This is a genomic window from Belnapia sp., from assembly GCF_059504005.1.
Map to the genome: position 1 here is coordinate 93,732 of NZ_JCACHU010000077.1, position 25,387 is coordinate 119,118.

General features: G+C 72.1%; 22 protein-coding genes. 6 read left to right on the top strand and 16 right to left on the bottom strand.

Annotation, left to right across the window (positions count from 1 at the left end):
* The 3 genes from lspA to AC5JJ1_RS11705 form a co-directional block, all read right to left on the bottom strand.
* On the bottom strand, positions 1-492 hold the full coding sequence (gene lspA, locus AC5JJ1_RS11695) for a signal peptidase II (RefSeq protein ID WP_495785301.1): 492 nt from the start codon (positions 490-492) through the stop codon (positions 1-3).
* Positions 492-3,281: an isoleucine--tRNA ligase gene (gene ileS / locus AC5JJ1_RS11700; RefSeq protein WP_495785302.1), complete on the bottom strand. Its 2,790-nt coding sequence runs from the start codon at positions 3,279-3,281 to the stop codon at positions 492-494. The genes lspA and ileS overlap by 1 nt, the downstream gene beginning before the upstream one ends.
* A 165-nt stretch (positions 3,282-3,446) precedes the next feature.
* Positions 3,447-4,385 carry a bifunctional riboflavin kinase/FAD synthetase gene (locus AC5JJ1_RS11705; RefSeq protein WP_495785303.1) on the bottom strand — a complete coding sequence of 313 codons (939 nt, stop codon included), beginning with the start codon at positions 4,383-4,385 and terminating at the stop codon, positions 3,447-3,449.
* A gap of 86 nt (positions 4,386-4,471) precedes the next feature.
* Between AC5JJ1_RS11705 and AC5JJ1_RS11710 the strand changes: the two genes are divergently transcribed.
* The 3 genes from AC5JJ1_RS11710 (at position 4,472) to AC5JJ1_RS11720 (ending at position 6,726) form a co-directional block, all read left to right on the top strand.
* Positions 4,472-5,602 (top strand): M20 family metallopeptidase, encoded by a 1,131-nt coding sequence (locus AC5JJ1_RS11710; RefSeq protein ID WP_495785304.1) that lies wholly within the window; start codon positions 4,472-4,474, stop codon positions 5,600-5,602.
* A 12-nt stretch (positions 5,603-5,614) separates the two neighbouring features.
* The gene (locus tag AC5JJ1_RS11715; protein WP_495785305.1) at positions 5,615-6,283 is read left to right on the top strand and encodes an SDR family NAD(P)-dependent oxidoreductase; all 669 of its coding nucleotides are present in this window, start codon (positions 5,615-5,617) and stop codon (positions 6,281-6,283) included.
* A gap of 218 nt (positions 6,284-6,501) precedes the next feature.
* Positions 6,502-6,726, top strand: coding sequence for a hypothetical protein (locus AC5JJ1_RS11720; RefSeq protein ID WP_495785306.1), 225 nt, complete (start codon positions 6,502-6,504; stop codon positions 6,724-6,726).
* Between the two features lie 113 nt (positions 6,727-6,839).
* Here the strand turns inward: AC5JJ1_RS11720 and metW are convergent, their stop codons facing one another.
* Complete coding sequence (gene metW, locus AC5JJ1_RS11725) at positions 6,840-7,439, bottom strand: methionine biosynthesis protein MetW (RefSeq protein ID WP_495785346.1); 600 nt, start codon at positions 7,437-7,439, stop codon at positions 6,840-6,842.
* 158 nt (positions 7,440-7,597) lie between these two features.
* Between metW and AC5JJ1_RS11730 the strand changes: the two genes are divergently transcribed.
* Positions 7,598-8,494 carry a hypothetical protein gene (locus AC5JJ1_RS11730; RefSeq protein WP_495785307.1) on the top strand — a complete coding sequence of 299 codons (897 nt, stop codon included), beginning with the start codon at positions 7,598-7,600 and terminating at the stop codon, positions 8,492-8,494.
* Between the two features lie 99 nt (positions 8,495-8,593).
* Positions 8,594-8,743 carry a hypothetical protein gene (locus AC5JJ1_RS11735; RefSeq protein WP_495785308.1) on the top strand — a complete coding sequence of 50 codons (150 nt, stop codon included), beginning with the start codon at positions 8,594-8,596 and terminating at the stop codon, positions 8,741-8,743.
* Positions 8,744-8,970: 227 nt separating this feature from the next.
* Here the strand turns inward: AC5JJ1_RS11735 and AC5JJ1_RS11740 are convergent, their stop codons facing one another.
* The 3 genes from AC5JJ1_RS11740 to AC5JJ1_RS11750 all read right to left on the bottom strand — a co-directional run bounded on the left by AC5JJ1_RS11740 (position 8,971) and on the right by AC5JJ1_RS11750 (position 13,611).
* Positions 8,971-9,882, bottom strand: a complete 912-nt coding sequence (locus AC5JJ1_RS11740) for a cation diffusion facilitator family transporter (RefSeq protein ID WP_495785309.1) — start codon at positions 9,880-9,882, stop codon at positions 8,971-8,973.
* 3 nt (positions 9,883-9,885) lie between these two features.
* Positions 9,886-10,245, bottom strand: coding sequence for an HPF/RaiA family ribosome-associated protein (locus AC5JJ1_RS11745; protein WP_495785310.1), 360 nt, complete (start codon positions 10,243-10,245; stop codon positions 9,886-9,888).
* 189 nt (positions 10,246-10,434) lie between these two features.
* Positions 10,435-13,611, bottom strand: coding sequence for a DEAD/DEAH box helicase (locus AC5JJ1_RS11750; RefSeq protein WP_495785311.1), 3,177 nt, complete (start codon positions 13,609-13,611; stop codon positions 10,435-10,437).
* A 246-nt stretch (positions 13,612-13,857) separates the two neighbouring features.
* Between AC5JJ1_RS11750 and AC5JJ1_RS11755 the strand changes: the two genes are divergently transcribed.
* Complete coding sequence (locus AC5JJ1_RS11755) at positions 13,858-15,168, top strand: NAD(P)/FAD-dependent oxidoreductase (RefSeq protein ID WP_495785312.1); 1,311 nt, start codon at positions 13,858-13,860, stop codon at positions 15,166-15,168.
* Positions 15,169-15,177: 9 nt separating this feature from the next.
* Here the strand turns inward: AC5JJ1_RS11755 and AC5JJ1_RS11760 are convergent, their stop codons facing one another.
* The 9 genes from AC5JJ1_RS11760 to AC5JJ1_RS11800 form a co-directional block, all read right to left on the bottom strand.
* Positions 15,178-15,711: a YciE/YciF ferroxidase family protein gene (locus tag AC5JJ1_RS11760; protein WP_495785313.1), complete on the bottom strand. Its 534-nt coding sequence runs from the start codon at positions 15,709-15,711 to the stop codon at positions 15,178-15,180.
* A gap of 83 nt (positions 15,712-15,794) precedes the next feature.
* Positions 15,795-16,160: a hypothetical protein gene (locus tag AC5JJ1_RS11765; protein ID WP_495785314.1), complete on the bottom strand. Its 366-nt coding sequence runs from the start codon at positions 16,158-16,160 to the stop codon at positions 15,795-15,797.
* Positions 16,161-16,225: 65 nt separating this feature from the next.
* Complete coding sequence (locus tag AC5JJ1_RS11770) at positions 16,226-18,112, bottom strand: potassium transporter Kup (protein ID WP_495785315.1); 1,887 nt, start codon at positions 18,110-18,112, stop codon at positions 16,226-16,228.
* 97 nt (positions 18,113-18,209) lie between these two features.
* Positions 18,210-18,995, bottom strand: coding sequence for an amino acid ABC transporter ATP-binding protein (locus AC5JJ1_RS11775; protein ID WP_495785316.1), 786 nt, complete (start codon positions 18,993-18,995; stop codon positions 18,210-18,212).
* 13 nt (positions 18,996-19,008) lie between these two features.
* Positions 19,009-20,139, bottom strand: a complete 1,131-nt coding sequence (locus AC5JJ1_RS11780; RefSeq protein WP_495785317.1) for an amino acid ABC transporter permease — start codon at positions 20,137-20,139, stop codon at positions 19,009-19,011.
* Positions 20,140-20,143: 4 nt separating this feature from the next.
* A complete protein-coding gene (locus AC5JJ1_RS11785) occupies positions 20,144-21,346 on the bottom strand; it encodes an amino acid ABC transporter permease (protein WP_495785318.1) in 1,203 nt (400 codons plus the stop codon).
* 60 nt (positions 21,347-21,406) lie between these two features.
* On the bottom strand, positions 21,407-22,414 hold the full coding sequence (locus AC5JJ1_RS11790; protein WP_495785319.1) for an amino acid ABC transporter substrate-binding protein: 1,008 nt from the start codon (positions 22,412-22,414) through the stop codon (positions 21,407-21,409).
* Between the two features lie 275 nt (positions 22,415-22,689).
* Positions 22,690-23,322: a histidine kinase dimerization/phospho-acceptor domain-containing protein gene (locus AC5JJ1_RS11795; protein WP_495785320.1), complete on the bottom strand. Its 633-nt coding sequence runs from the start codon at positions 23,320-23,322 to the stop codon at positions 22,690-22,692.
* 44 nt (positions 23,323-23,366) lie between these two features.
* Positions 23,367-25,088, bottom strand: a complete 1,722-nt coding sequence (locus tag AC5JJ1_RS11800) for a transglycosylase domain-containing protein (RefSeq protein ID WP_495785321.1) — start codon at positions 25,086-25,088, stop codon at positions 23,367-23,369.
* Between the last annotated feature and the right edge of the window lie 299 nt (positions 25,089-25,387).

Below are 25,387 nucleotides of genomic sequence, written 5' to 3' on the forward strand. Positions count from 1 at the left end.
TCATGTCGCCTCTCTACTCGCCGGCGGCTTCCGGAACAAGGCATCCGCGAGGAGGACGAAGACGCCGCAGACGATCCCGGCATCGGCGATGTTGAACACGTACCAGTGCCAGCCCCAGCCATGCGCATCGATGAAATCGACGACGGCGCCGAAGCGCAGGCGGTCGATGACGTTGCCGACCGCGCCGCCGACGACAGCACCCAGGGCGGTTGCAACGGCGCGGTTCTCCGCCCGCGCCATCCAGCGCAGGAGGAAGGCGGCGATGACGGCGGCGACGAGGGCGAGGATGATATGGTTCAGCGGCCCCTCGCCCGAGAGCAGGCCGAAGGTGACGCCGCGGTTCCAGACCATGGTGAGGTCGAGGCCGAGCGGCCCCGCCTCGACCAGCGGCAGCGTGCGGCGGCCGGGGAGGTCGAGCACCTCCAGCACCCACCACTTGCTCGCCTGGTCGGCCGCCAGCAGCAGCGCGGCCATGGCGAGGCCGATGCGCATCACTGGCCGTCCACCACGGCCTCGCAGCGGCGGCAGAGCGTCGGGTGGGCGGCGGAGAGGCCGACCTCCTCCAATACCCGCCAGCAGCGGTCGCACTTGGCGCCGGGAGCCTTCGCCGCGGTGAAGCCCTCGCCCGCGGCCATCTCGGCCTTGGAGACGATCAGGATCTCCTCCCAGAAGCCGGGATCGAAGCCGGCCGCCGCAGGCACTTCGACCCGCGCCTGGAGCGAGGAGCCGATCTCGCCGGAGCGCCGCAGCTCCTCCAACAGCCCGGTCGCCTCGGCGCGGCGCGCGCGCAGCGTGGCCCAGCGCTCGGCCAGCGCCTCGTCCCGCCACTCGGCCGGCAGCTCGGGGAAGTCGTGTAGGTGGATGCTGTCGCCCTCATCGGGGAAGCGGGCAAGCCAGGCCTCCTCCGCGGTGAAGACCAGCACCGGCGCAAGCCAGGCGCAGAGGCAGCGGTGCAGCACATCGAGCACCGTCCGCGCGCTGCGCCGCCGGTGGCTGTCGGCGGCATCGCAGTAGAGGCTGTCCTTGCGGATGTCGAAGTAGAAGGCCGAAAGGTCGGTCGAGCAGAAGGTGTGGAGCTCGGGATAGACGCCGGTCCAGTCGTAATCCTTCGCGGCCTGGCGGAGCTTCCCATCCAGCTCGGCGAGGCGGTGCAACACCCAGCGCTCCAGCTCCGGCAGCTCGGCATGGGGGACGCGCTCGGCCTCCTCGAAGCCGGCGAGGTTGCCGAGCAGCCAGCGCAGCGTGTTGCGCAGGCGCCGGTAGAGCTCCGCCTGCTGCTTCAGGATCTCCTTGCCGATGCGGAGGTCCTCCGCCGTGTCGGAGTTCATCACCCAGAGGCGCAGGATGTCGGCGCCGTATTGCTGCATCACCTCCTGCGGGGCGGTGACGTTGCCGAGCGACTTCGACATCTTCCGGCCCGACTCGTCGAGCACGAAGCCATGCGTCAGCACCGCCTTGAAGGGTGCGACGCCATTGGTGCCGACGCTCTCCAGCAGCGAGGAGTGGAACCAGCCGCGATGCTGGTCCGAGCCCTCCAGGTAGAGATCGGCCGGGAAGGGCATGCCGCGGTCGCGCAGCACGAAGGCATGGGTCGAGCCGCTCTCGAACCACACATCGACGATGTCCATCACCTGCTCGTAGTCCGCCGGGTCGCGGCTCTCGCCGAGGAAGCGCGCGGCGGCGCCCGGCTGGTACCAGGCATCGGCGCCCTCCACGCGGAAGGCCTCGACGATGCGGTCCATCACCGCCGTGTCGCGCAGCGGCTCGCCGGTGCGGCGGTCGACGAAGACGGCGATGGGCACGCCCCAGGCGCGCTGGCGGCTGATGCACCAATCCGGCCGCGCCGCGACCATGCTGCCGATGCGGTTGCGCCCCTGGTCGGGGACGAATTGCGTGGCGTCGATCGCGGCGAGCGCCTTCTCGCGGATCGCATTGGCATCGTCCATGGCGATGAACCATTGCGGCGTGGCGCGGAAGATCACCGGCTTCTTCGAGCGCCAGCTATGCGGGTAGCTGTGCGTGAGCTTGCCCTTGGCGACCAGCGTGCCGGCCGCCTCGCAGGCGGCATAGACGGCGTCATGCGCCTTGAAGACATGCAGGCCGGCGAAGCCCGGCGCCTGCAGGGTGAAGGTGCCGTCGTCGTTCACCGTCTCGGGCACCGGCAGGCCGTTCTCGCGGCCGAGGTTGAAGTCGTCCTCGCCATGGCTCGGGGCGATGTGGACGAAGCCGGTGCCCGCCTCGGTGGTGACGAACTCGCCCGCCAGCAGCGGCACGTCGAAGTCGTAGCCCGCGCCGCGCAGCGGATGCGCGGCGATGGCGCCCGCCAGCGCCTCGCCCTTCAGCACGCGCACGACGCTATGCGCGCCGAGCCCCGCATCCTTGCCGAATTGCGGCAGCAGCGGCAGCGCGACCAGCAGCCGCTCGCCGGGGACGAGATGGCTGCCCTCGGCGACGCCCTCGACATGCACCAGCGCGTAGTCGATCCCGGCGCCATAGGCGACGGCGCGGTTGCCGGGGATGGTCCAGGGCGTCGTCGTCCAGATCACGACGCTCGCGCCGGCCAGATCCGCGGCCGACTTCAGGAGGCGGAACCGCGCCCAGAGCGTCGGCGAGACATGGTCGTGATATTCGATCTCGGCCTCGGCCAGCGCCGTCTTCTCGACCGGGCTCCACATCACCGGGCGCAGCCCGCGATAGAGCGAGCCGTTCATCAGGAATTTGCCGATCTCGGCAACGATGGTTGCTTCCGAGGGGAAGTCCATCGTCGCATAGCGCCCGGCCCAGTCGCCGAAGACGCCGAGGCGCTGGAACTCCTCCCGCTGCACGTCGAGCCAGCGCGCGGCATAGGCGCGGCACTCGGCGCGGAACTCGAGGACGGGGACGTCGTCCTTCTTGCGGCCGCCCTGGTACTTGCCCTTGAGGTCGCGGTACTCCTCCTCGACCTTCCACTCGATCGGCAGGCCGTGGCAGTCCCAGCCGGGGACGTAGTCGGCATCGTGCCCGGCCATCTGGGCGGCGCGGTTGATGACGTCCTTCAGGATCTTGTTCAGCGCATGGCCGATATGGAGCGGACCGTTCGCATAGGGCGGGCCGTCATGCAGGACGAAGGGCGGGCGACCCTTGGAGCGCTCGCGCAGCCGGGCCCAGAGGTCCAGCCGCTCCCAGCGCTGCAGCCAGTCCGGCTCGCGCTTCGGCAGGTCGCCCTTCATCGGGAAGGCGGTCTGCGGCAGGAAGACGGTGCCGCGGTAGTCTCGGGTCGCGGGGGCTACGGTGTCGTTCATCGGGGCGGTCTCCGGCCGCCGGCGATGCGGCGGCGGGTCAGCGGTGGCGGGTGCGCGGCGGTCCCGGCCCTCAGGCGAGGGCCGGGCGGCTAATTCGCGGATGGGCCACCGGGCGATGCATGAGGGGCTTATGGGGATCGGAGGGCTAGGGGGTCAAGTATTGGGTCAGGTATCCTGCGCCAGCGCCGCCCGCGCATCCTCCGCATCCTGGGCGATGGCCGCCTTCAGCGCCTCCAGCCCGTCGAATTTCGCATCCGCCCGCAGGAAGTGCCGGAGCTTTACGCCGATCTCCTGCCCGTAGAGATCGCCCGAGAAGTCGAAGAGATAGGTCTCGAGCCTGGTCTCCGGATCGCCGCCGAGCGTCGGCCGCCGGCCGATATTGGAGACGCCGCCCACCTCCCGCCCATCCGGCAGCATCGCCGTCACCGCATAGACCCCGTGCGCCGGCTCCAGGTGCCGGCCGAGCCAGAGATTGGCGGTCGGCCAGCCCAGCACCCGGCCGAGCTTGTCGCCATGCACCACCTCGCCGCGGACCTCCCAAGGGCGGCCGAGCAGGGCCGTCGCCCGCTCCGGGTAGCCGTCCTGCAGGGCGCGGCGGATGCGGGTGGAGGAGACCGGCCCCTGCGCATCCGCGACCGGCGGCACCACCGTCAGCCCGATGCCCGCCGCCTCGGCGAGGCCCGTCAGCGTCCCGGCATCGCCGCCGCGCCGGTGGCCGAAGGCGAAGTCCTGGCCGCAGGCGAGATGCACGGCGCCCAGCCCGTCCTGCAGGACATCCTGGAAGAAGCGCTCGGCCGGCATGCCGGCGAGCGCCGCATCGAAGGGCAGCGCCACCACCAGCGCCGCGCCCGCCCGCCCCAGCGCCTCCGCCTTGGCGGGCAGCAGGGTGAGGCGAAAGGGCGGATCCTGGGGCCGGAAATGCTCGCGCGGATGCGGCTCGAAGGTCAGGGCGGCGAGCGGCGCCCCGGGCCGCGCGGCATGGGCGGCCGCCAGCACCGCCCGGTGCCCCAGATGCACCCCGTCCATGTTGCCGAGCGCGACGGTGGCGCCGCGCAGCCCGGGCGGCAGGTCGCGCCAGTCGGTGATGACGAGGGGCTGGGTCATGCCCCGGCGGTCTAACGAGAGCCGGGCGGGTGGACAAGCGCCGCGGCATCGCCAGAGTGGAGGGGGACCGCAACAGGACCGACCCCATGCCCCAGACCGATACCGGCAGCTCCGACCGCCTCCTCGCCGAGCTGCGGAGCTGGGTGGAGCATGAGACCCCGACCACCGACCCGGGCGCCGTCAACGCGCTGCTCGATCGCTGCCAGGCCGACCTCGCCGGGGCGGGCGCCGCCATCGAGCGACTGCCGGGCCATGGCGGCTTCGGCGACACGCTGATCGCCCGCACCCCGGGCGAGGGCGCGCCGGTGGTCGTCGCCGGGCATGTGGACACGGTCTGGGACCATGGCACGCTGGCGAAGTCGATGCCCTGGCGCGTGGAGGGCGAGCGCGCCCATGGCCCGGGCATCTACGACATGAAGGCCGGCAGCTTCTTCGCCTTCCACGCGGTGCGGGAGATCCTGCGCCAGGGCACGCGGACCCGCCGCCCCATCACCCTGCTGCTCACCCCGGATGAGGAGGTCGGCAGCCCGACCAGCCGCGCCCCGATCGAGGCCGCCGCCCGCGGCGCCTGCGCCGTGCTGATCCCGGAGCCGGCGGGCGGCCCGCAGGGCGCCTGCGTCACCGGCCGCAAGGGCACCGGCGGATTCACCCTGACGGTCGAGGGCCGCAGCGCCCATGCCGGCGGCAACTGGTCCGAGGGGCGGAGCGCCGTCGTCGCCCTGGCCCAGGCGATCCTCAAGGTCCATGCGCTGACCGACCTGGAGCGCGGCGTCACCACCAATGTCGCGCCGATCTGGGGCGGCACGCGGCCGAACGTCATCCCGCCCGAGGCCGGCTGCCGCATCGACTTCCGCGCCCCGAGCCTCGCCGAGGCGGAACGCATGGTCGCCGCCATCCGGGCATTGGCCAAGGAAGAGGACGGCATCCGCATCACCGTGGAAGGCGGGCTCAACCGCCCGCCGCTGGAGGAAAGCCCGGCCAACCTCGCCCTCTACGAGGCCGCCCGGGCGATTGCCGCCCGCCAGGGCTACGACCTGCCGAAGCAGCATCGCGGCGGCGGGTCGGACGGCAATTTCACCGCCGCCATGGGCATCCCGACGCTGGACGGCCTCGGCTGCACCGGCGCCGGCGCCCATGCGCCGGAGGAGCATATCCGCTGGCCGGACCTGGCGCCGCGCTGCGCCGTGCTCTGCGAGCTGCTGGAAACCCTGGGGTAAGGAGCGAGGCGAATGCCGAAGGCCCTGATCATCGGCGCGGGGGACGGGCTCTCCGCCTCCCTCGCGCGGCTGCTGGCCCGCGAGGGCTATGCGGTGGCGCTTGCCGCCCGCAACACGGCGAAGCTCGCCGCGCTCGCCGCCGAGACCGGCGCCGCCACCCATGGCTGCGACGCGGCCGACGCCGCCCAGGTCGCCGGCCTGTTCGCGGCGGAGGGCGATGCCGAGGTCGTCGTCTACAACCCGAGCTACCGCACCCGCGGCCCGATCGCGGAGCTGGACCCGGCCGAGGTGCAGAAGAGCCTGCAGGTCTCGGCCTTCGGCGCCTTCCTCGCGGTGCGGGAGGCGGCGCGGCGCATGCTGGCGGCCGGGCGCGGCACCATCCTGCTGACCGGGGCCTCGGCCGGGGTGAAGGGCTATCCGCTGAGCGCCCCCTTCGCCATGGGGAAGTTCGCCCTTCGCGGCCTCGCCCAGTCCGCCGCGCGGGAGCTGCACCCGATGGGCATCCATGTGGCGCATATTGTCATCGATGGTGGCATCCGGAGCACAGCTCGGCCCGATGGCGGGCAGGACAGCCTGCTCGACCCCGATGCGATCGCCGCAACCTACCTTCAGCTCATCCGTCAACCGCGTAATACGTGGAGCTGGGAGATGGAAATTCGGCCATGGGTTGAACGTTTCTGAGTCGATGCCCAAGGCGCCGCTGCGGCAGCGGCAGACCCTGCCGAGATCATCGAACTCACGGTTGAAATGGGGTTGGAATACGCGCTCCCGGGTCGCCGCCCGCGCTTCATCAAGGTTGCTTGCGCGCACGCATGCAACCTGGGAACGATTCCAGTGTTGATGACAGGCTGGGTCAATAGTATGTGTGCACTGTAATCACGTTAGCCGGAGCGTGCTGGATGCGTGCCGCGTTCAAGCCTCTTGAAACCGAGGCCGAGTCCCCCGACCAATCCGCCCTCCGCCTCATGCTGTCCTATGTGGAGGCGGAGTGCCTGCGCCTCGGCGCCACCGAGGCCGCGCGCCATGTCGCCCTCGCCGTGTCCAACCTGCCGGATCCGGTGGCTGCTGCCGCCAGCGCCCCGCCGCCGGACGCCCTCCGCCCGCGCAACGCCCGGCTTCACTAGGGCGATTTCCGTTCGCACCGACTCACGAAAGCCGCTCTGATCCATTGCTTGGCCAAGCGAATTACTCCGGTCAGGTGTTTCCACCTGACCGGAGTTTGCTCTAGGCCCGGTGGCTATCCCCGCCGCAGCAGGAACAGCGCCTGCTCGCCGAACAGGTTGGCCAGCCACGGCGAGCGCTTCCACGGCGCCCTCCGTCCCCGCTCATCCACCGCCAGCCACTGCTCGACGACATAGCCCTCGAGGGCGCAGAGGTCGAAGAAGTCCTGGATGGTGCAGGGGTGGATGTTCGGCGTCTCGTGCCAGGCACGGTGCCAGGTCTCGGTCATCGGCATCCGCCCGGTGGCGAGCACCTGCCAGCGCACCAGCCAGTGGCCGAAATTCGGGAAGCTGACGATCGCCCGCCGGCCGATGCGCAGCATCTGCCGCAGCACCTCGCGCGGCCGCTCCACCGCCTGCAGCGTGCGGGACAGCACCACATAGTCGAAGGCGCCGTCGGGGTAGGAGGCGAGGTCGTGGTCGGCATCGCCATGGATCACGGCGAGGCCGGCGGCGACAGCCCGCGTCGCCTCCGCCATGTCGATCTCGATGCCGCGGGCATCCGCGCCCTTCTCGGCGGTGAGGTAGGCGAGCAGCGCCCCGTCGCCGCAGCCGATGTCCAGCACGCGCGCGCCCGGCGTGATCATCTCGGCGATCAGCCGGAGGTCGAGCCGCATGTTCTTGGCGACGTAGCGGATCGGGTAGGGCGCTTCTGGCATGGCCCCCTGCGATAGCCCCGTGCCGGCCCCGCCGCAACGCTTCCTTCACCATTGGCATGCTCCTCTCCCGCTCCCCTGCGCTGCAAGGCCAGGAACCGAAGCATGACCCGGCCCCCATGCCGGCCCTGAGGGACGCCCTGGCGCGGTTGATCTGGCCCGGCGAGCATCGCGGCACGGCCAGCCTCCCTCCGGAGGATGCGGAGGAGGCTGCGGGCCCGGCGCCGCCCCCGGCCGCGCCGGGCCCGGCCGAGGGCCTCGCCCTGGCCCGCCTCGCCTGGGCGGAGCGGCTCTGGGAGGAGGGCTGCCTCATCCCCGGCGGCCCGGCGGAGATCGAGCGGCTCGCCAGCCTCCTCCCCCTGTCGCCGGCGACGACGCTGCTGCTGGTCGGCCGCGATGCCGGCGCGGCGGCGGGCGCCGTCATCGGCCGCTGCGGCGCCTGGGTCGCCGCCCATCAGCACGACCTGATGCTGGCCGAGCGCATGGCGCAGCGCCTCCGCCCCCATGGCCGCCGCGCCACGGTGCTGCCCTGGCAGCCGGAGGCCCCCGCCTTCCGCGCCCGCTACCACCACCACGCCCTGGCGCTGGAGCCGCTGGCCGGCGGCGGCTCCTTCGACCGTCTCGCCGGGGCCCTGGCCGCGGCGCTGAAGCCGGAGGCGCAGCTCGTGATGCTGGAGGTCGTCCGCGGCGACCCAGCCGCCGGCGCCGGCCTCGACCGCTGGCTCGCCCTCGAGGGCCGCACTGGCCCGCCGCCGGAGCGTCAGGCGGCGGAGGCCGCGCTCGAGGCCGCCGGCTTCCAGCTCCATGTCGCGGAGGATGCCGCGCCCCGGCAATGCGCCGCCATCATCGAGAGCTGGGCGCGGGTGATCGAGGAGCTGCGGGCCGCCGGCGCCGCCAAGTTGCGTGGCGCCGCCGCCGGGCTGGTCGAGGAGGCGGAGCTCTGGCTGCTGCGCCACCGGCTGCTGAGCAGCGGCGCCATCGGCCTCCGCCGCTGGCATGCGACGCTGAGGCGGTGAGCAGCGCATTCTCCGCATGGCTGGAGGGACCCCCTGCCGCTCCTGCGCCGCGGCCGGACAACCCATCTCCCGTGTCGAAGAACACGGAAGGAGAAAGTGATGTTGTCCGCAGCCTTCGGCCTTCTCGGCCTCGGGGCCGGGATGGCGCTGGTGCTTTGGGGCGCCGCGGTGCGCCGGCGCATGGAGCGGGATGGGTTCCTGCACGGGGCCGGGCTGATGCCGGCCGGCGCCGCGCAGGACGTGGTCTGAGAGATTCGGCCAGGAGCCACGAAACCCTCGGCGGCCTGCCCGGTTGTGCCTTGCGGCGAACCGGACGGCGCCCGATACCGTCCGGCACCCGCGGGGGTGAGCCCCGCCGCCTGGTGAGGGCGTATCCCTCACCCGGCCGGACGCCGGGCCGACACGTCAAGGCATAGAGCCGCCCGCCGGGGGATTGCTCCCTCCCGGCGGGCGGCTTGCCGAGTCCGGCCCCCGGCTCAGGCCGCCAGGCGCTTGGGCCTGAGGAAGAAGCGCGTCACCTCCGGGTGCCAGTCCTCGACGCGATGGCTCAGCTCCCGCGCCGCCTGCTCCAGCTCGTGGCCGGGCAGCTCGTCCGTCAGGTCGATGGTCACCGCCATCAGCACCTCCGCCGGGCCGAGATGCATGCTCAGCAGCTCCTCCACCGTCTTCACCCGTGGGTCGGCGGCCAGCGTCGCCCGCACCGCGGCGACCAGCCGCGGCGAGGCGGCCTCGCCGGTCAGCAGACTCCGCGTCTCGTTGGCGAGGAAGCCCGCCGTCACCACCAGCAGCAGGCCGATGCCGATGGAGGCCGCGCCGTCCAGCGCTGGCATCCCCAGCCATTCGGCGAGCGCCAGCCCGACCAGCGCGATGGCGAGCCCTGCCAGCGCCGCCGCATCCTCGAGCAGGACGGCGAAGACGCCGGGGTCCTTGCTGGCCCGGACCGCCTGCCAGAAGGGCTCGCCCGCATGGCTGCGGCGGAACTCCCGGAAGGCGACGCGGAAGGACAGGCCCTCGAAGACGACCGAGGCGCCGAGGACGAGGAAGTTGACCCAGGCGCTCTCGACCGGCTCCGGCGCCGCGATCTTCCGCCAGCCTTCGTAGACGGAGACCGCCCCGCCGAGCGCGAAGATCATCAGCGCGACGACGAAGGCCCAGAAATACAGCTCCATCCCATGGCCGAAGGGGTGCCGCGCCGAGGGCGGCCGCGCCGCCCGCCGGAGCCCGACGAGCAGCAGCCCCTGGTTGCCGGTGTCGACCGCCGAGTGGATCGCCTCGCTCAGCATGGCGCTCGACCCGGTGTAGAGCGCCGCCGCGAGCTTGGTGGCGGCGATGGCAAGGTTGCCCGCCAGTGCCGCCAGGATCACCCGGCGGGACCCGCCATGGGCCATTGGCTAGATCAGGCCTTCCTTGTCGGGATTGACGGGCTTGTCCTCCCGCAGCTCCCGCTTCCGGCGGCGGAGCTGCTTCGCGACCCGCTCCAGCGCGTCGTTGAAGGCGATCGGCGCCTCCGCCGCCTCGGCCGAGCCGTCGAAGAAGAGGCCCTTGCCGGCATGGACCCGCACCGAGCAGGAAAAGCCGCCATGGCCGGTGCGCGAGAAGCGCGCCGTCATGTCCTCGGCGCCCAGGTACTTCTCGGCGATGCTGGTCAGCTTCTCGGTCACATGGCTGCGCAGCGCCTCGCCCACATCCATCTGGTGGCCATGGATGGCGATAGCCGGGCTGTCCGCCGCTCTGTTGTCGTCGGGGCGCATCGATATCCCTCTCCTGGTTGCCGTGCCGGGGCCGAACGCCGCCCGGCGGGCGCCGTTGCAGCAGGGTGCGGGCCGCTTCGCTCCCGCACCCTGCATCCCCGGCGCGGTAAGCCCGCCTGGCCGGGAACTGCTCAGGACATCGTGCTCAGGCTGCGGCCGATGGGCAGGCGGGGCAGCCCATGGGGCCGGTCACGATGGCCGCCCCCGCCTGGCCTCCGCACGGGCCTTGACGAAGGAGGCGAGCAGCGCCTCCGCCGCCGCCAGCCGCTCCGCCTGGGTCTCGCTGGCCCGGCGCAGCAGCAGCCTGCCGCGCTCCGGCCCGCGGCGCGTCGCCGCCGCGGCATGCGGCCCGACCTCCAGCTTCTCGATGCCAAGCCGCCGGCAGCGGGCCGAGATCCGGGCAAGGGCGAAGAGCTGGGCGAGCGGCGCCGGGGCGGGGCCGAAGCGGTCCTCCACCTCGTCCTCCAGCGCCTCGACTGCGGCCGAGTCCCCGGCGCGCAGCATGCCGGCGAGGCGCCCGTGCAGGCTGACGCGCAGCGCCTCCTCCGGCACATGCCCGGGCGGCACGAAGGCATCGACGCCAATGGCGAGGCCCGGGCTCCAGGCTTCCGGCGGCGCCTCGCCGCGCGCCACGGCCAGCGCCCGGTCGAGCAGGTGGCGGTAGAGCTCCAGCCCGACCAGCGTCAGGTGCCCGGCCTGCTCCTCGCCCAGCAGGTCGCCCGCGCCGCGCAGGTCGAGGTCGCGCGCGCTGATGGCGAAGCCGGCGCCGACCCGGTCCAGCGCCTCCAGCATCGCCAGCCGCCGCTCCGTGGCCGGGCCGATCCGCGCCTCGGGGTCGGTCAGCAGGTAGACGACGCCCCGCGCCCGCCCGCGGCCGACCCGCCCGCGCAGCTGGTGCAGCTGCGCCAGGCCGAAGCGGTCCGCACGGCAGACCAGCATGGTGTTCGCCCGCGGCACGTCGAGCCCGGCTTCCACGATGTTGGTCGAGAGCAGCACGTCGCCCTCGCCCTCGGCGAAGCGCACCATGGCGGCATCGACCTCCGCCGCCGGCATCCCGCCATGGGCCTCGATCAGCGTGAGGTCCGGCACCAGCCCGGCGAGGCGCTCGCGCATCGGCGCGATGTCCTCGATGCGCGGGCAGACGCAGAAGCTCTGCCCGCCGCGCCGCGCCTCGCGCCGCAGCGCGCCGGCCAGCAGCGCATCCTCGATCGGCGCGCGCATGGTCCGCACCGGTTGCCGCCGCGCCGGCGGCGTGGCGATGACGCTCAGCTCGCGCAGCCCGACCAGCGCCGCCTGCAGGCTGCGCGGGATGGGCGTCGCCGTCAGCGTCAGCACATGCAGCCCCTCCCCGTGGCGGAGGCGCCTCAGCTGCTCCTTCTGTGCCGCGCCGAAGCGCTGCTCCTCGTCGACGATCATCAGGGCGAGGTCGCGGAAGCGGGTGCCCTTGGCCGCCAGCGCCTGGGTGCCGATGGCGATCGCCACCTCACCGCGCGCCATCGCCGCCTTGATCTCCCGCGCCTCGCCGGCCGGCGTCAGGCGCGACAGCGCCTCGATCCGCAGGCCGAGGCCGGCGAAGCGTCGGCGGAAGCTCTCCAGGTGCTGGCGCACCAGCACCGTGGTCGGCGCCAGCAGCGCCACCTGGTGGCCGCCGAGCGCCGCCACCGCGGCGGCGCGGATCGCCACCTCCGTCTTACCGAAGCCGACATCGCCGCAGACCAGCCGGTCCATCGGCCGGCCGGAGGCGAGGTCGCCGAGCACGGCGTTGACCGCCGCGGCCTGGTCCTCCGTCAGCTCATGCGGGAAGCGCGCGGCGAGCCGGGCATACTCCGCCGCCGGCGGCCGCAGCGCCGGCGCCCGGGCCCGCTCCCGCGCCCGCACCAGCTCGAGCAGCGCCCGCGCGCTCCCGGCGACCGCGGCCTCGGCCTCCGCGCGCCGCTTCGGCCAGGCCTCGCCGCCCAGCCGGTCGAGGGAGAGCCCCTCCGCCTCCGCCCCGTAGCGCCAGATGCGGTCCAGCTCGTCGAAGGGCACGACCTGAGTGGCGTCGGCATAGCGCAGCCGGAGGCAATCGACCTGCGCCTCGCCGGTGTCCACCTGCTCCACGCCCTCCAGCGCGCCGAGCCCGTGGTCGAGATGGATCACCGCATCCCCCGGCTGCAGGCGTGCGGTGGCGGCGAAGAGCGCCTCCGCCCCATGGTCCCGCCTCGCCCCGCTGACGGCGCGGATGGAGGCATGGGGCACCACCGCCGCCGCCTCGCACTCGAAGCCCGGCACCTCCGCCGCGAGCAGGGCGATGCTGCCCGGCGGCAGGGCCAGCAGCGCCGGCCAGTCGGCGGCCGGCACCGCCTCGCCCAGCCGCTGCGCCAGCCGTCGCGCCCCGTGCCCCCGCCCGCCGGCGATGGCGATGCGCCGCCCCGCCGCGCGCTGCGCCTCGGCATAGTCGAGGAAGGCCGCCTCGGGATCCTCCGCCTCGGCGAAGCGGGGCGGCGCGGCGCCCTCGCCCTCCGCCACCCGCTCCACCTGGCGCCCGTCGAGCAGGTCCTCGCCACAATGCAGCGCCTCCGGCGGCGAGCCGGCCGGGCCGAGGGCGATGCGGGTGCGGAAGGCCTCCGCCACCTCGGCCCGGCGCTGGCCGAGCGCCGCCTCGGCCCCGGCATCCAGCAGGACCGTGGCCTGCGGCAACAGGTCGAGCGGCGCGACCAGCGCGGCAGCGTGCTCCGCCAGCGCATGCTCGAGGCCCGGCGGGCGCGCCTCCAGCAGCGGGTCGTCGGCCGCCAGCACCACTTCGGAGGCCGGGCCGAGCTCCAGCGCCTCCACCGCCTCATCGAGGCTCCGCTGGCTGAGGATGTCGAGCCGCTGGATGGCGGCGATGCGCCCCGCCTCCAGCCGCAGCCGCCAGGCCGCCTCGCCCGCGGCGGGCCAGAGGTCGATGACCTCGCCGTGCAGCGCCGCCTCGCCTGGCTCGTCGACGCGCTCGTCGAGCGCGTAGCCGAGGCGGAGCAGGTCGCGGCGCAGCCCCTCCCCATCCGGCGCCTCGCCGCAGGCGAGCCGCAGCCGCTCCGTGACCCTGGGCAGGCGCTGGCCGATGGCCTCGGCCGAGGCGATCAGCAGGGCCGGCGGCGGCCCGGCGGCGAGCGCCATCCGCTGCCCCATCACCGCGCGGGAGGGCGAGACCCGGTCATAGGGCAGGCAGTCCCAACCCGGCAGCAGCGCGACCGCCGCGCCCTCCGGCGCCAGCGCCCGCACCGCGCGGTGCAGCCGCGCCGCCCGCCCCTCGCTCCGCGCGACGAGGACGAGGCCCGCCTCGCCCGCCGCCAGCATGCGCTCCACCAGCTGCGCAGCCAGCAGCCCCTCCGGTTCGGCGATCAATCCGTGGCTCTCCTCCGGAGCGGGTTCCGTGCGCATAAGCTTGCGGAACCCGCTCCGGCTTGTTGTTTGACCGAGCAAATATCTCCGATCAGGTGATTCCACCTGATCGGAGTGTGCTCTGGGCGGATGCCGAGAACGCAGGCCAGCGCGGAAGGCTGCCGCGGCGGTGATCGCGCCCTGTTCATCCGGCCGCGCGGCATGGCCCGCGTTACCGCGCTGAACCACGATCCCGAGGAAGCCCCCCGCATGTCCGATCGGCCTTTCCGCGTCGTCATCATCGGCGCCGGCTTCGGCGGGCTGGAAGCGGCGCGCGCCCTGGCCCGGGCGCCGGCCGAGATCACCCTGATCGACCGGCACAACCACCACCTCTTCCAGCCACTGCTCTACCAGGTGGCGACGGCGGCGCTCTCGCCCGGCGACATCGCCTGGCCGGTCCGCACCATCTTCCGCCGCCAGCGCAACGTGCGGGTGATGATGGCAGAGGTGACGGGCGTCGACACCGCGGCGCGCGAGGTCGCGGCTGGCCCCGGCCTTCGCATCCCCTACGACGCGCTGGTGCTGGCGACGGGCGCGACCCATTCCTATTTCGGCCGCGACGAATGGGCTCCCGTGGCACCCGGCCTCAAGACCATCGAGGATGCGACGGATATCCGCCGCCGCCTGCTTCTCGCCTTTGAGCGCGCCGAGCTGACCGAGGACGATGCGGAGCGGCGGCGCCTGCTGACCTTCGCCGTCATCGGCGGCGGGCCGACGGGGGTGGAGCTGGCGGGGGCGATGGCGGAGCTCTCCCGCCATGCCATGCCGCGCGAGTTCCGCCGCATCGACCCGGCCATGGCGCGCATCGTGCTGATCGAGGCAGGGCCGCGCATCCTGGCGAGCTTCCCGGAGGAGCTCGGCGCCAAGGCCCGGCAGTCGCTGGAGCGGATGGGCGTGCAGGTGCTGACCGGCACCCGCGTCACCGGCTGCGGCCCGACCGGCGTCGAATGCGGCGAGGAACGGATCGCCGCCAGCACCATCGTCTGGGCGGCGGGCGTCGTCGCCTCGCCGGTCGGGGCCTGGATCGGGGCGGATCGGGACCGTGCCGGGCGCATCAGGGTCGGGCCGGATCTCGCCGTGCCCGGCCTGGCGGATGTCTTCGCCCTCGGCGACACCGCCGCGGTGACGGACGGCAAGGGCAAGCCGGTGCCGGGCAATGCGCCGGCGGCGAAGCAGATGGGGCGCTATGTCGGCCGGCTGCTCGCGGCCCGTGCGGCGGGGCAGGCGGCGCCGGCGCCCTTCCGCTACCGGCACCATGGCGACCTCGCCACCATCGGCCGCCGCTCCGCCGTGGTGGAACTCGGCCGCATCCGCCTCACCGGGCTGATCGGCTGGTGGTTCTGGGGCCTCGCCCATGTCTGGTACCTGATCGGCTTCCGCAGCCGGGTCGTCGTCTCCTTCGAATGGCTGTGGAGCTACCTGACCTTCCAGCGCGGCGCCCGGCTCATCACCGGGCGGGAGCCGAAGGGCGGCAACGCGACGCCCGTGCCGGGGCAGGCCCGGGCGCTGGAGCAGGTCTAGCCGCGCCGCTCAGGCAGCGCCGCGCGAGCCGCCCAACGGCTCGTCGGCCGGCAGGGTCTGCATCGCCGCCGGGTTGACCTCCTGCTCGGCGAGCCGGGTCAGCGTCTCGTCGGTGTCCTTCTCCTCCTTCAGGCTCTGGGACAGGAGATCGACGGCCTTGGTCTGGTTCATCGACCGAAGCAGGGAGCAGAGCGTGCCATAGGCCGCGATCTCGTAATGCTCGATCTTCTGCGCGGCGGCGATGAGGGCGGCGTCGAGCACGGGGCCCCCTTCCAGATCCTCCATCAGGTCGTCCGCCTCCTCGACCAGGCCCTCCATGGCGACGCAGCTCTCGCCATCCGGCTCGACGCCGAGCATCTCGCAGACCTCCTCCAGCCGCTCCACCTGGCGCTCGGTCTCCTCGCGGTGCTGGCGGATGGCCTCCTTCAGCCGGGGCGAGCTGGCCGCCTCCTCCAGCTCCGGATAGGCCGCGAGGATCTGGTTCTCCGCGCTGTAGGTGTCCTGCAGGGAGAGCTCCAGCAGGTCCTTGATGGTCTCGGCCATGGTCGCGTTCCTTTGGAAGCGGGGTCCAGCGGACGCAACGGGGCCCGGGAGGGACCGGTTGCCCGTCCCGGGCGGAACGTCATTCAGCCGACGCCCACCACCCGGTAGCCGTAGTCGCGCCCGTTCGGCTCGCGGATGGTGACGTATTCCCCGGGGCGGAGCTGCCCGGGCTGGATGATCTGCACATGCGGCGCGGCGTCCGCCGCCTCGCCCTCGGCCGGGGAGAAGGCGAGCGACCAGCCGGTCTGCTCGTTCCACTGCACCGTGCCCTGCTGCGGCGGCCCGTCCGGGCGGAAGCGCACCGCGGGCCAGGGCGTCGGGTCAGCGAGCCACGCGCCCGGTTCGAGATGGCCGCCCGGCGTCAGCACCACCGACATCTCGTAGCGATGGTCCGCACTGCCCTGCGGGAAGCCGGGGCCATTGGCCAGCACCAGGGTCACCAGGGGCATCGGCTGCATCATCCTCCCAAGCTGCGGCGGATGACGTAACGCCCGGGCATCGGATGGGTTCAGGCCTAGATGGCGACCCGGACCCCGAGCTCCACCACCCGGTCGGAGGGGATGCGGAAGAACTCCGTCGCCGGCACCGCATTGCGCGACATGAAGGTGTAGAGCCATTGCCGCCAGCGCGACATCTTCGGCACCACCGCCTGCACCAGCGTCTCGCGCCCGAGGAAGTAGCTGGACTGCATCGGGTCAAAGGCGACGCCGGCCTCGCGCAGGCCCTGCAGCTCGCGGGGGATGTGCGGGCTTTCCTGGAAGCCGTAGCGCAGGATCACGCGATGGATGCCGGCGCCGAGCTCCTGCACCTCGCGCCGCCGCTCCGGCCCGACCTGGGGCACGTCCTCGTTCAGCACGGTGACGAAGAGCACGCGCTCATGCAGCACCTTGTTGTGCTTCAGGTTGTGCAGCAGCGCATTGGGGACGTAGTCCGCCTGGCCGGTCATGAAGACGGCGATGCCGGGGACGCGGATGGTGCGGCTCTGCGGCAGCCGGGCGAGGAAGCTCTTCAGCGGCAGGCTGTCCTGGCGGAAGCGGGCGAAGAGCAGCTGCCGGCCGCGGTACCAGGTGTTCATCAGCAGCATCAGCAGCCCGCCGAGCACCAGCGGCACATAGCCCCCGTCCGGGATCTTCAGCACGTTGGCGATGAAGAAGACGAGGTCGAGCGCCATGAGCGGGCCGAAGACCGCGGCCACCAGCGCGATCGACCAGCCGAACTGCCGGTGGAAGACCAGCGTCGCCAGGATGGAGGTGCAGACGAAGGTGCCCGTCACGGCAATGCCGTAGGCGGCCGCCAGGCTGTCCGAGCTGCGGAAGACCAGCACCAGCAGCACCACGCCGGCGAGCAGGGCGAAATTCACCTGCGGCAGGTAGATCTGCCCTTCCTCCGTCTCGCTGGTATGCCGCACCTCGAGCCGCGGGCAGAAGCCGAGCTGGACGCATTGGCGCGCAATGGAATAGGCGCCCGAGATCATCGCCTGGCTGGCGATGATCGTCGCCGCCGTCGCCAGGATCACCAGCGGCAGCCGCAGCCATTCGGGGGCGAGGAGGAAGAAGGGATTCTCGAGTGCGGCCGGGTCCGAGAGCAGCAGCGCGCCCTGACCGAAATAGTTGAGCGCGAGGCAGGGCAGCACGAAGACGAGCCAGGCCAGCTTGATCGGCCTTTTGCCGAAATGCCCCATATCGGCATAGAGCGCCTCGGCCCCCGTCACCGCCAGCACCACGCTGCCCATGGCGATGAAGGCCGCGAGACGGTAAGCCAGGCAGAAATTGACCGCATAGGTCGGCGACAGGGCGACGAGCACCGCCGGCTCCCGCAGGATCTCGGCCAGCCCGAGCACGCCGATCGAGGCGAACCACAGCGCGCAGACCGGCCCGAAGATCGCCCCCATGCTGCCCGTGCCGCGGTACTGGAACAGGAAGAGCGCGATCAGGATGACGATCGAGAGCGGGATCACCACCGCGTCGAAGCGGTCGGAAACGACCTTCAGCCCCTCCACCGCCGAGAGGACCGAGATGGCCGGGGTGATGATGCCGTCGCCGAAGAAGAGGCAGGCGCCCGCCATGCCGATGAGCGCCACCCACCACCGCCCCCGGTCCGTCCGGGCGCAGCGCTGGGCCAGCGCCATCAGCGCGAGGATGCCGCCCTCGCCCTTGTTGTCGGCCTGGAGGACGAAGACGACGTATTTCACCGTGACGGTGAGGATGAGCGACCAGAAGATCAGGCTCAGCAGCCCGAGCACCTCCCAGCGCTCCACGCCGTCGGCAGCGAAGTGCATGACGGAGGCCTTGAGCGCATAGAGCGGGCTGGTGCCGATATCGCCATAGACGACGCCGAGGACGCCCAGGATCAGGGCGGGGGTCAGGGCGCGCCGGGAGCCGGCATCGGGGGGTGCGTGCAAGGCTATGGGCCCGGGGGATCAGGGGGCGTAACGCATAGGCCCGCTTCCGGGTGGCACGCAAGGGGCGCCGGGCCCGCCCCCGGCGCACCCCCTGGCCTCAATGGCCGCGCAGGATCTGGCTGAGGAAGGTCTTCAGCCGCTCCGTCTGCGGGTTCTCGAACAGGTGGTTCGGCTCCCCCATCTCGACGATCTCGCCGCGGTCCATGAACACCACCCGGTCCGCCACCTGCCGGGCGAAGCCCATCTCATGGGTGACGCAGATCATGGTCATGCCCGTCTCGGCCAGGCTGACCATGGTGTCTAGCACCTCCTTGATCATCTCCGGGTCGAGCGCCGAGGTCGGCTCGTCGAACAGCATGATCTTCGGCTTCATGCAGAGTGCGCGGGCGATGGCGACGCGCTGCTGCTGCCCGCCCGAGAGCTGGCCCGGATACTTCTTCGCCTGCTCCGGGATGCGCACCCGGGTCAGGTACTCCATCGCCAGCTCCTCCGCCTCCTTCTTCGGCATCCGACGGACCCAGATGGGCGCCAGGGTGCAGTTCTCGAGGATGGTGAGGTGGGGGAAGAGGTTGAAGCTCTGGAACACCATGCCGACCTCGCGGCGGATGTCGTCCAGCGCCTTCAGGTCGTCCGAGAGCTCGATCCCGTTGACCTTGATCTGGCCTTCCTGATGCGTCTCCAGCCGGTTGATGCAACGGATCATGGTGGACTTGCCCGAGCCCGAGGGCCCGCAGACCACCACCCGCTCGCCGAGTGCCACGTTGAGCGACACGTCGCGCAGCACATGCAGCGCGCCGTACCACTTGTTGACCTTGTCGAGCAGGATGGCCGGCGGCGCATCCGTCCGCGCGGCCGAGGCGATGTGTTCCAGGGTCTCGCTCATCCTTGGGTTCCCCTCAGCGGACGCGGTGGCGGTTCAGCTCCGCCTCCAGGCTCTGGCTGTACTTGCTCATGGCGAAGCAGAAGATGAAGTAGATCGCGCCGACGGTGAGGTAGACCTCGATCCCGAAGCCCTGCCAGGCCGGCTCGATGATCGCCGTCTTGCCGGCGGTCAGCAGGTCGAAGATGCCGATGATGAGGACCAGCGAGGTGTCCTTGAAGAAGCCGATGAAGGTGTTCACCAGCGGCGGGATGACGAGGCGGAGCGCCTGGGGCAGGATGATGAAGCCGGTCTTCTGCCAGTAGGAGAGGCCGAGCGCGTCCGCCGCCTCGTACTGTCCCTTGGACAGCGACTGCAGCCCGCCGCGCACCACCTCGGCCAGGTAGGCGCCGGCGAAGAGGATGATGGCGAGCTGGGCGCGCAGCAGCTTGTCGATGTTCATCCCCTCCGGCAGGAAGAGCGGGAACATCACGCTCGCCATGAAGAGCAGCGAGATCAGCGGCACGCCGCGGATCAGCTCCACATAGACCACGCAGAGCACCTTGATCGCCGGCAGCTGCGACCGCCGCCCGAGCGCCACCAGGATGGCGAGCGGGAAGGCGAGCGCCAGGCCGAAGGTCGCCAGGATCAGGGTGATGACGAGGCCGCCCCACCGCTCCTGCGGCACATAGGGCAGGCCGAGCACGCCGCCCCACATCAGCACGCCGATCAGCGTCAGCACGCCGACCCAGATCAGCGCCAGCTCCTTCCGCCAGAAGCGCCGCATGGCGGAGACGATGTAGAGCCCGACGAAGAGCACGACGCAGAGCGCCGGACGCCAGTGCTCCTCATAGGGGTAGGTGCCGAAGAGGATGAAGCGGTGCTTCTCTGTGATCACCGCCCAGCAGGCGCCGATGCCGCGCATGTCGCGGCAGGCCTGGGTCTGGTTGTTCGGCACCGACCAGACCGCGTTGACGAAGGCCCAGTCGACGAAGCCGATCGCCCAGCGGATGATGAAGTAGCCGAGCGCGAGCGTCACGGCGGTCGAAAGCCAGCCCGAGAACAGGTTGGCCCGGAGCCAGCCGACGAAGCCGATCTGGGTGATCGGCGCGCTGCGCGGGGCAGCCTCGGCGACCTTGGCGGAGGCGTTGAGGGTGATGTCGCTCATGGGCTCAGCGCTCCACCAGCGCGATGCGCGCGTTGTACCAATTCATGAAGAGGCTGATCGACAGGCTGATCGTGAGATAGACCAGCATGATGATGGCGATGCCCTCGATCGCCTGGCCGGTCTGGTTCAGCGTCGTGTTGGCGATCGAGACGATGTCCTGGTAGCCGATGGCGACCGCCAGGCTGCTGTTCTTGGTGATGTTGAGGTACTGGCTGGTCATCGGCGGGATGATGACGCGGAGCGCCTGCGGCAGCACCACCTGCTTCAGCACCTGCCCGGAGCGGAGGCCGAGCGCCTGCGCTGCCTCCCACTGGCCATGCGGCACGGCGAGGATGCCGGCGCGCACGATCTCGGCGATGAAGCCAGCCGTGTAGGTGGTCAGGCCCAGCAGCAGGGCGAAATACTCGGGCGACATGTTGAGGCCGCCGCGGAAGTTGAAGCCGCGCAGCTCCGGCCAGTCGACGGTCCAGGGCGCGCCGCCGGCGGCCCAGACGGCGAGCGGCAGCGCCACGAGGCAGCCGAGCGCCATCGGCCAGACCGGCCGCGGCTTGCCGTCGAGGATGCGCTTGCGGATGGCGTCGCGCCGGTAGAACCAGGTGAAGACCGCGCCCAGCACGAAGGCCAGCAGCGCATAGGAATGCGCATCCTGCCAATCGATCCAGGGCAGCTTGAGGCCGCGGTTCGAGAGGAAGACGCCGCCCACCGGATGCAGCGCCTGGCGCGGGCCGGGCAGGCCCTGGAGGATGGCGTACCAGAAGAGCAGCTGCAGCAGCAGCGGCAGGTCGCGGATCACCTCGATATAGATGCCGGCGATCTTGGAGAGCAGCCAGTTCTTCGAGAGGCGGGCGATGCCGATCAGCGTGCCGAAGACGGTTGCCAGGACGATGCCGACGATCGAGACCTTCAGCGTGTTGAGCAGGCCGATCAGCAGCGCTCGGAAATAGGTGTCGGTCGGGCTGTAGGGGATGACGTATTCGGCGATCGGCAGCCCCGCCTCGCGGCTGAGGAAGCCGAAGCCGGTGGCGATGCGCCGGACCTCGAGGTTGTGGACGGTGTTCGACCACAACCACCACACGATGGCGCCGATGAAGCCGACGACGAGGATCTGCCAGACGATGGCGCGAACCCGTTCGTCGGACCAGGAGAGCCGCAGCGGCCGCCTTGGCGGGGCGCGCAGCGAACGCGGGTCTATGGTGGTCTGGGACATGGCGCCCTCTCCGTTCCAGGCCGATGGCGGGGCCGGCCGCATGGCCGGCCCCTGTTCATGTCAGCGGAAGGGCGGCGAGTATTGCAGCCCGCCGGTGGTCGTCCAGAGCGCATTCGGCCCGCGCTGAATGCCGATCGGCTTCAGCGTGCGGTCGAAGACCTCGCCGTAATTGCCGACCGCCTTCAGGACGTTCACGGCCCAAAGGTTGTCGAGGGCGAGCATCTTCCCGAGTTCGCCGTTCTTGCCGAGGATGCGCTGCACCTCCGGCCGCGGGTCGTTCGCCATCTGGTCGAGGTTGCCCTGGGTGATGCCGAATTCCTCGGCGCTCAGCAGCAGGTAGTGCGTCCAGCGGACGATGTCGGCGAAGCGCGCATCACCCTGCCGCACGCCCAGCGCCAGCGGCTCCTTGCTGATGACCTCGGGCAGGATGACGTAGTCGTCCGGCTTCGGCTGCGCGGAGCGCGTCGCGGCAAGGCCCGAGACATCGGTGGTGTAGGCGTCGCAGCGCCCGGCGACGAAGGCGCCGACGATCTCCTCCAGCCGCTCGATCACGACAGGGGTGAAGCGGACGCGGTTGGCCCGCGCCCAGTCGGCGAGATTCTGCTCGGTGGTGGTGCCGGGCTGGACGCAGATGGTGGCGCCCTCCAGCTCCTTCGCCGACTTCACGCCGAGGGCGGTCTTCACCATGAAGCCCTGGCCATCGAAGAAGTTGGTGGCGGCGAAGTCGAGCCCGAGCGCGGTGTCGCGCGACAGCGTCCAGGTGGTGTTGCGGGAGAGCAGGTCCACCTCGCCCGACTGCAGCGCGGTGAAGCGCACCTGAGCGGTGGTCGGCACGTAGCGCACCTTGCTCGGGTCGCCGAAGACGGCGGCGGCCACGGCGCGGCAATACTCCACGTCGAAGCCGCGCCAGACGCCCTGGCTGTCCGGCTGGGCGAAGCCGGCGAGGCCGGTGTTCACGCCGCAGACCAGCTGCCCGCGGGCGCGGACGGCGTCGAGGGTATTGGCCGGCGCCGCCTGCTGGGCCTGCGCCAGGCCCGGCAGGGCCAGCGTCAGGCCGAGGGCAGCCATGCCCAAAGCACGTTTCACGATAGGCCCGAATTGGGGCATCAACTCCGTCTCCCGTTGTGGACGCCCCCCGTGCGGGGGCGGATCCCTGTCCCTGTTTGTCCAGCAAATGCTGCGCCACGGAGCGTTGTCCAGGCAACGCCCGATCGTGCAACCGCACCGCCGGACTCCGGCCGATAGCAGAGCGTCACGGAATTGCGAAGCAATCGGTTAAGCTTTACCGGCTCGCGAGGCGCAATTTGCCCAGATTTCGGGCGAAGGTCCAATCGTGACGCGTATCATCCCGCCGCCGGTGCCGCCGGCAGGGTGAGGCGGAGCCCATCCGCCGTCGCGTCCGCTCGCCCGCCGCCGGTCCGGGCGAGGGCCGCCATGGCGTCGAGGCCAGGCGGCACCATCCCCTCCGGATGCCGGATGGCCAGCGCCACCCCGCCCTCCTGGCGCTCCAGCAGCAGATGAAGGACGCCGCCGCGCGGCATGGCCTCCGCCGCTTGCTGCGCGGTGGCCAGCAGCGCGTCCTCGAAGGCGGCGCGGTCCAGCAGCACCGGCGGATCCTCCTCCGCGAGCTCGAGCCGGAAGCCGCCGGTCGGCAGCAGCAGCAGCAGCGGCTGCGCGGCGCGAAGGATGTCCGACAGCCTGAACGCCCCAGTCTGACCCACCGGGCGGCGCAGCAGGCTGAGGATGGCGCGGGTCGAGCCCTCCAGCCGCTTCGCCGCCTCCTGGATGCGGTCGAGCTGCCGCTGCGGCCCGCCGGCGGCGGCGGTGCGCCTCAGCAGTTCCAGGTTGGCGAAGACCACGGTCAGCAGGTTGTTGATGTCATGCTGCACCGGCCTCGCCAGCGTGGCGACGCTGGCGAGGCGCTTGGCCTGGGTCTCGGTCGCCGAATCGGTCGGGGTGGGGGGCTGGCCCGTCATGGACGCTGGTGTATCCCGGTTGCCCGCCGGCTGCATCCCCGCTTTCAAGGCAGGGCCTCGGCCACCTCGCGGAACAGCCGGGCCGGCAGGGTACCGCCGCGGACGTCGTCCATCGGCCGGGCATCGTCATTGCCGAGCCAGACGCCGATCACCTGGCCGCCGACCATGCCGATGAACCAGGCATCGCGCGACTCCTGGGTCGTTCCGGTCTTGCCGGCGACGCTGCGGCCCGGCACCGCGGCGGCGCGGCCGCTGCCGCGGGCGACGGCGGCCTCCAGCATCCGGCGCAGCTCGGCCGCGTGCTCGGCGGCGACGACGCGGCGCGGGGCAGTGCGAATCATCGGCAGGGCGCGGCCGCCGGCGCTGGCGGCGGCGATGCCGAAGGGGGCGACGCGCATCCCGCCATTGGCGATCGCGGCATAGCCGGCGGCGAGGTCGAGCAGGCTGACCTCGCCGGTGCCGAGGGCGAGCGAGGCGTCCTTCGGGAAGCGGCCCTCGATGCCGAGGCGGGTGGCCATCTCCATGGCACCTCTGGGCCCGCCGGCGCGGAAGAAGATGCGGACAGCCGCGGTGTTGACCGAGTTGGCCAGCGCCTCCTCCATGGTGATCTCGCCGCGGGCGCGCCAGGTGCCGTTGCCGGGCGACCAGCCGCCGAGGGTCAGCGGCAGGTCGGAGACGGCGTCGTCCGGCCGCATCCCCTGCTCCAACGCCGCCAGGTAGTAGACCGGCTTGAAGGCGGAGCCGGGCTGGCGCCGCGCATCGGTCGCGCGGTTGAACTGGCTGCCGCGGTAGTCCCGCCCGCCGGCCATGGCGCGGACGGCGCCGCTCGCCGCCTCCAGCACGATGACGGCGCCCTGGGAGACGCCGGCCCGCGCCCCCGGCCCGGCCAGCAGCGCCTCGAGCCGCGCCTCCACCGCCGCCTGCAGGCGGGTGTCGAGCGTGGCGCGCAGGGTGAGGTCGGCATTGCCGGGGAAGCTGTCGGCCAGATCCTCCAGCGCCCAGTCGGCGAACCAGCCGGCCTGGCCGGAGCGCGGCGGCGGCAGGCGCATGCGGGCGAGCTCGGCCTCCATCTGCGCCTGCGTGATGGCGCGGGTGGCGACCATCGCCTCCAGCACCTCGGCGGCGCGGGCGACGGCGAGGTCGGGCGAGGCGCGGGGGTTGAGGCGGGAGGGCGCCTTCGGCAGCCCCGCCAGCAGGGCCGATTGCCAGAGCTGGAGGCGCCGTGCCGGCACGCCGAAGAAGAGCCGCGCGGCCGCATCCACCCCATAGGCGCCGGCGCCGAGATAGACGCGGTTGAGGTAGATCTCCATCAGCTGGTCCTTGCTGAAGCGGCGCTCCAGCCAGAGGGCCAGCAGGGCCTCCTGCACCTTGCGGCGGACATTGCGCTCCGGCGTCAGGAACAGGTTCTTGGCGAGTTGCTGGGTGAGGGTGGAGCCGCCCTGCACCACCTCGCCGGCGCGCCAATTGGCGTAGGCCGCCCGGGCCAGGCCCCAGGGATCCACGCCGAAATGGCTGCGGAAGCGCCGATCCTCCACGGCCATGAGCGCGGCCGGCAGGTGGGCGGGCAGGTCGCGCAGGCGGACGACCTCGCCATAGAGGTCGCCCTGACTGGCCAGCACCGTGCCATCCGCCGCCGTCAGCGTGACGGAGGGGCGGCGGGTGGCGGCCGGCAGGCTGTCCGGCCGCGGCAGGTCCCAGGCGAAGGCCAGCAGCAGCAGGGCGAGGGCGACGGCGCCCCAGATGGCGGCGAGCAGCGGCCAGCGCAACCAGCGCCAGCCGCCGCGGCGCGCCGCACGGAGAGGGCTGGGGGAAGGTGCGGGGGCTGGGCGGAAGGCGGCGGCGAGAGGGGGGGACCCGCGCGGCCGTCTCCGGGCAGCCTGCGCCGGTGGCATGGGCTGGTTATAGAACGGCGACGGAGGCGGGATAAAGGGCGGCGATCCCGGCCGGGCTCCCTGGGCGCCACGCCGCCGGTCGGGCCGCCGGCGGGCGGGTCCGGTGGCTCGTGAGAGCGATGGGATGGTGGAGCCAAACCAGGCCCGTCGGTTTGTTGCTATTTTTCAACAAA

Excerpts from the sequence above, each read along its gene's own strand:
- AC5JJ1_RS11785 (WP_495785318.1), bottom strand. The coding sequence starts at position 21,346 with ATGTCCCAGACCACCATAGACCCGCGTTCGCTGCGCGCCCCGCCAAGG.
- ileS (WP_495785302.1), bottom strand. The coding sequence starts at position 3,281 with ATGAACGACACCGTAGCCCCCGCGACCCGAGACTACCGCGGCACCGTC.
- lspA (WP_495785301.1), bottom strand. The coding sequence starts at position 492 with ATGCGCATCGGCCTCGCCATGGCCGCGCTGCTGCTGGCGGCCGACCAG.
- AC5JJ1_RS11745 (WP_495785310.1), bottom strand. The coding sequence starts at position 10,245 with ATGCGCCCCGACGACAACAGAGCGGCGGACAGCCCGGCTATCGCCATC.
- metW (WP_495785346.1), bottom strand. The coding sequence starts at position 7,439 with ATGCGGCTCGACCTCCGGCTGATCGCCGAGATGATCACGCCGGGCGCG.
- AC5JJ1_RS11740 (WP_495785309.1), bottom strand. The coding sequence starts at position 9,882 with ATGGCCCATGGCGGGTCCCGCCGGGTGATCCTGGCGGCACTGGCGGGC.
- AC5JJ1_RS11765 (WP_495785314.1), bottom strand. The coding sequence starts at position 16,160 with ATGCCCCTGGTGACCCTGGTGCTGGCCAATGGCCCCGGCTTCCCGCAG.
- AC5JJ1_RS11775 (WP_495785316.1), bottom strand. The coding sequence starts at position 18,995 with ATGAGCGAGACCCTGGAACACATCGCCTCGGCCGCGCGGACGGATGCG.
- AC5JJ1_RS11795 (WP_495785320.1), bottom strand. The coding sequence starts at position 23,322 with ATGACGGGCCAGCCCCCCACCCCGACCGATTCGGCGACCGAGACCCAG.
- AC5JJ1_RS11735 (WP_495785308.1), top strand. The coding sequence starts at position 8,594 with ATGTTGTCCGCAGCCTTCGGCCTTCTCGGCCTCGGGGCCGGGATGGCG.
- AC5JJ1_RS11705 (WP_495785303.1), bottom strand. The coding sequence starts at position 4,385 with ATGACCCAGCCCCTCGTCATCACCGACTGGCGCGACCTGCCGCCCGGG.
- AC5JJ1_RS11780 (WP_495785317.1), bottom strand. The coding sequence starts at position 20,139 with ATGAGCGACATCACCCTCAACGCCTCCGCCAAGGTCGCCGAGGCTGCC.
- AC5JJ1_RS11755 (WP_495785312.1), top strand. The coding sequence starts at position 13,858 with ATGTCCGATCGGCCTTTCCGCGTCGTCATCATCGGCGCCGGCTTCGGC.
- AC5JJ1_RS11760 (WP_495785313.1), bottom strand. The coding sequence starts at position 15,711 with ATGGCCGAGACCATCAAGGACCTGCTGGAGCTCTCCCTGCAGGACACC.
- AC5JJ1_RS11730 (WP_495785307.1), top strand. The coding sequence starts at position 7,598 with ATGCCGGCCCTGAGGGACGCCCTGGCGCGGTTGATCTGGCCCGGCGAG.
- AC5JJ1_RS11790 (WP_495785319.1), bottom strand. The coding sequence starts at position 22,414 with ATGGCTGCCCTCGGCCTGACGCTGGCCCTGCCGGGCCTGGCGCAGGCC.
- AC5JJ1_RS11710 (WP_495785304.1), top strand. The coding sequence starts at position 4,472 with ATGCCCCAGACCGATACCGGCAGCTCCGACCGCCTCCTCGCCGAGCTG.
- AC5JJ1_RS11715 (WP_495785305.1), top strand. The coding sequence starts at position 5,615 with ATGCCGAAGGCCCTGATCATCGGCGCGGGGGACGGGCTCTCCGCCTCC.
- AC5JJ1_RS11720 (WP_495785306.1), top strand. The coding sequence starts at position 6,502 with ATGCGTGCCGCGTTCAAGCCTCTTGAAACCGAGGCCGAGTCCCCCGAC.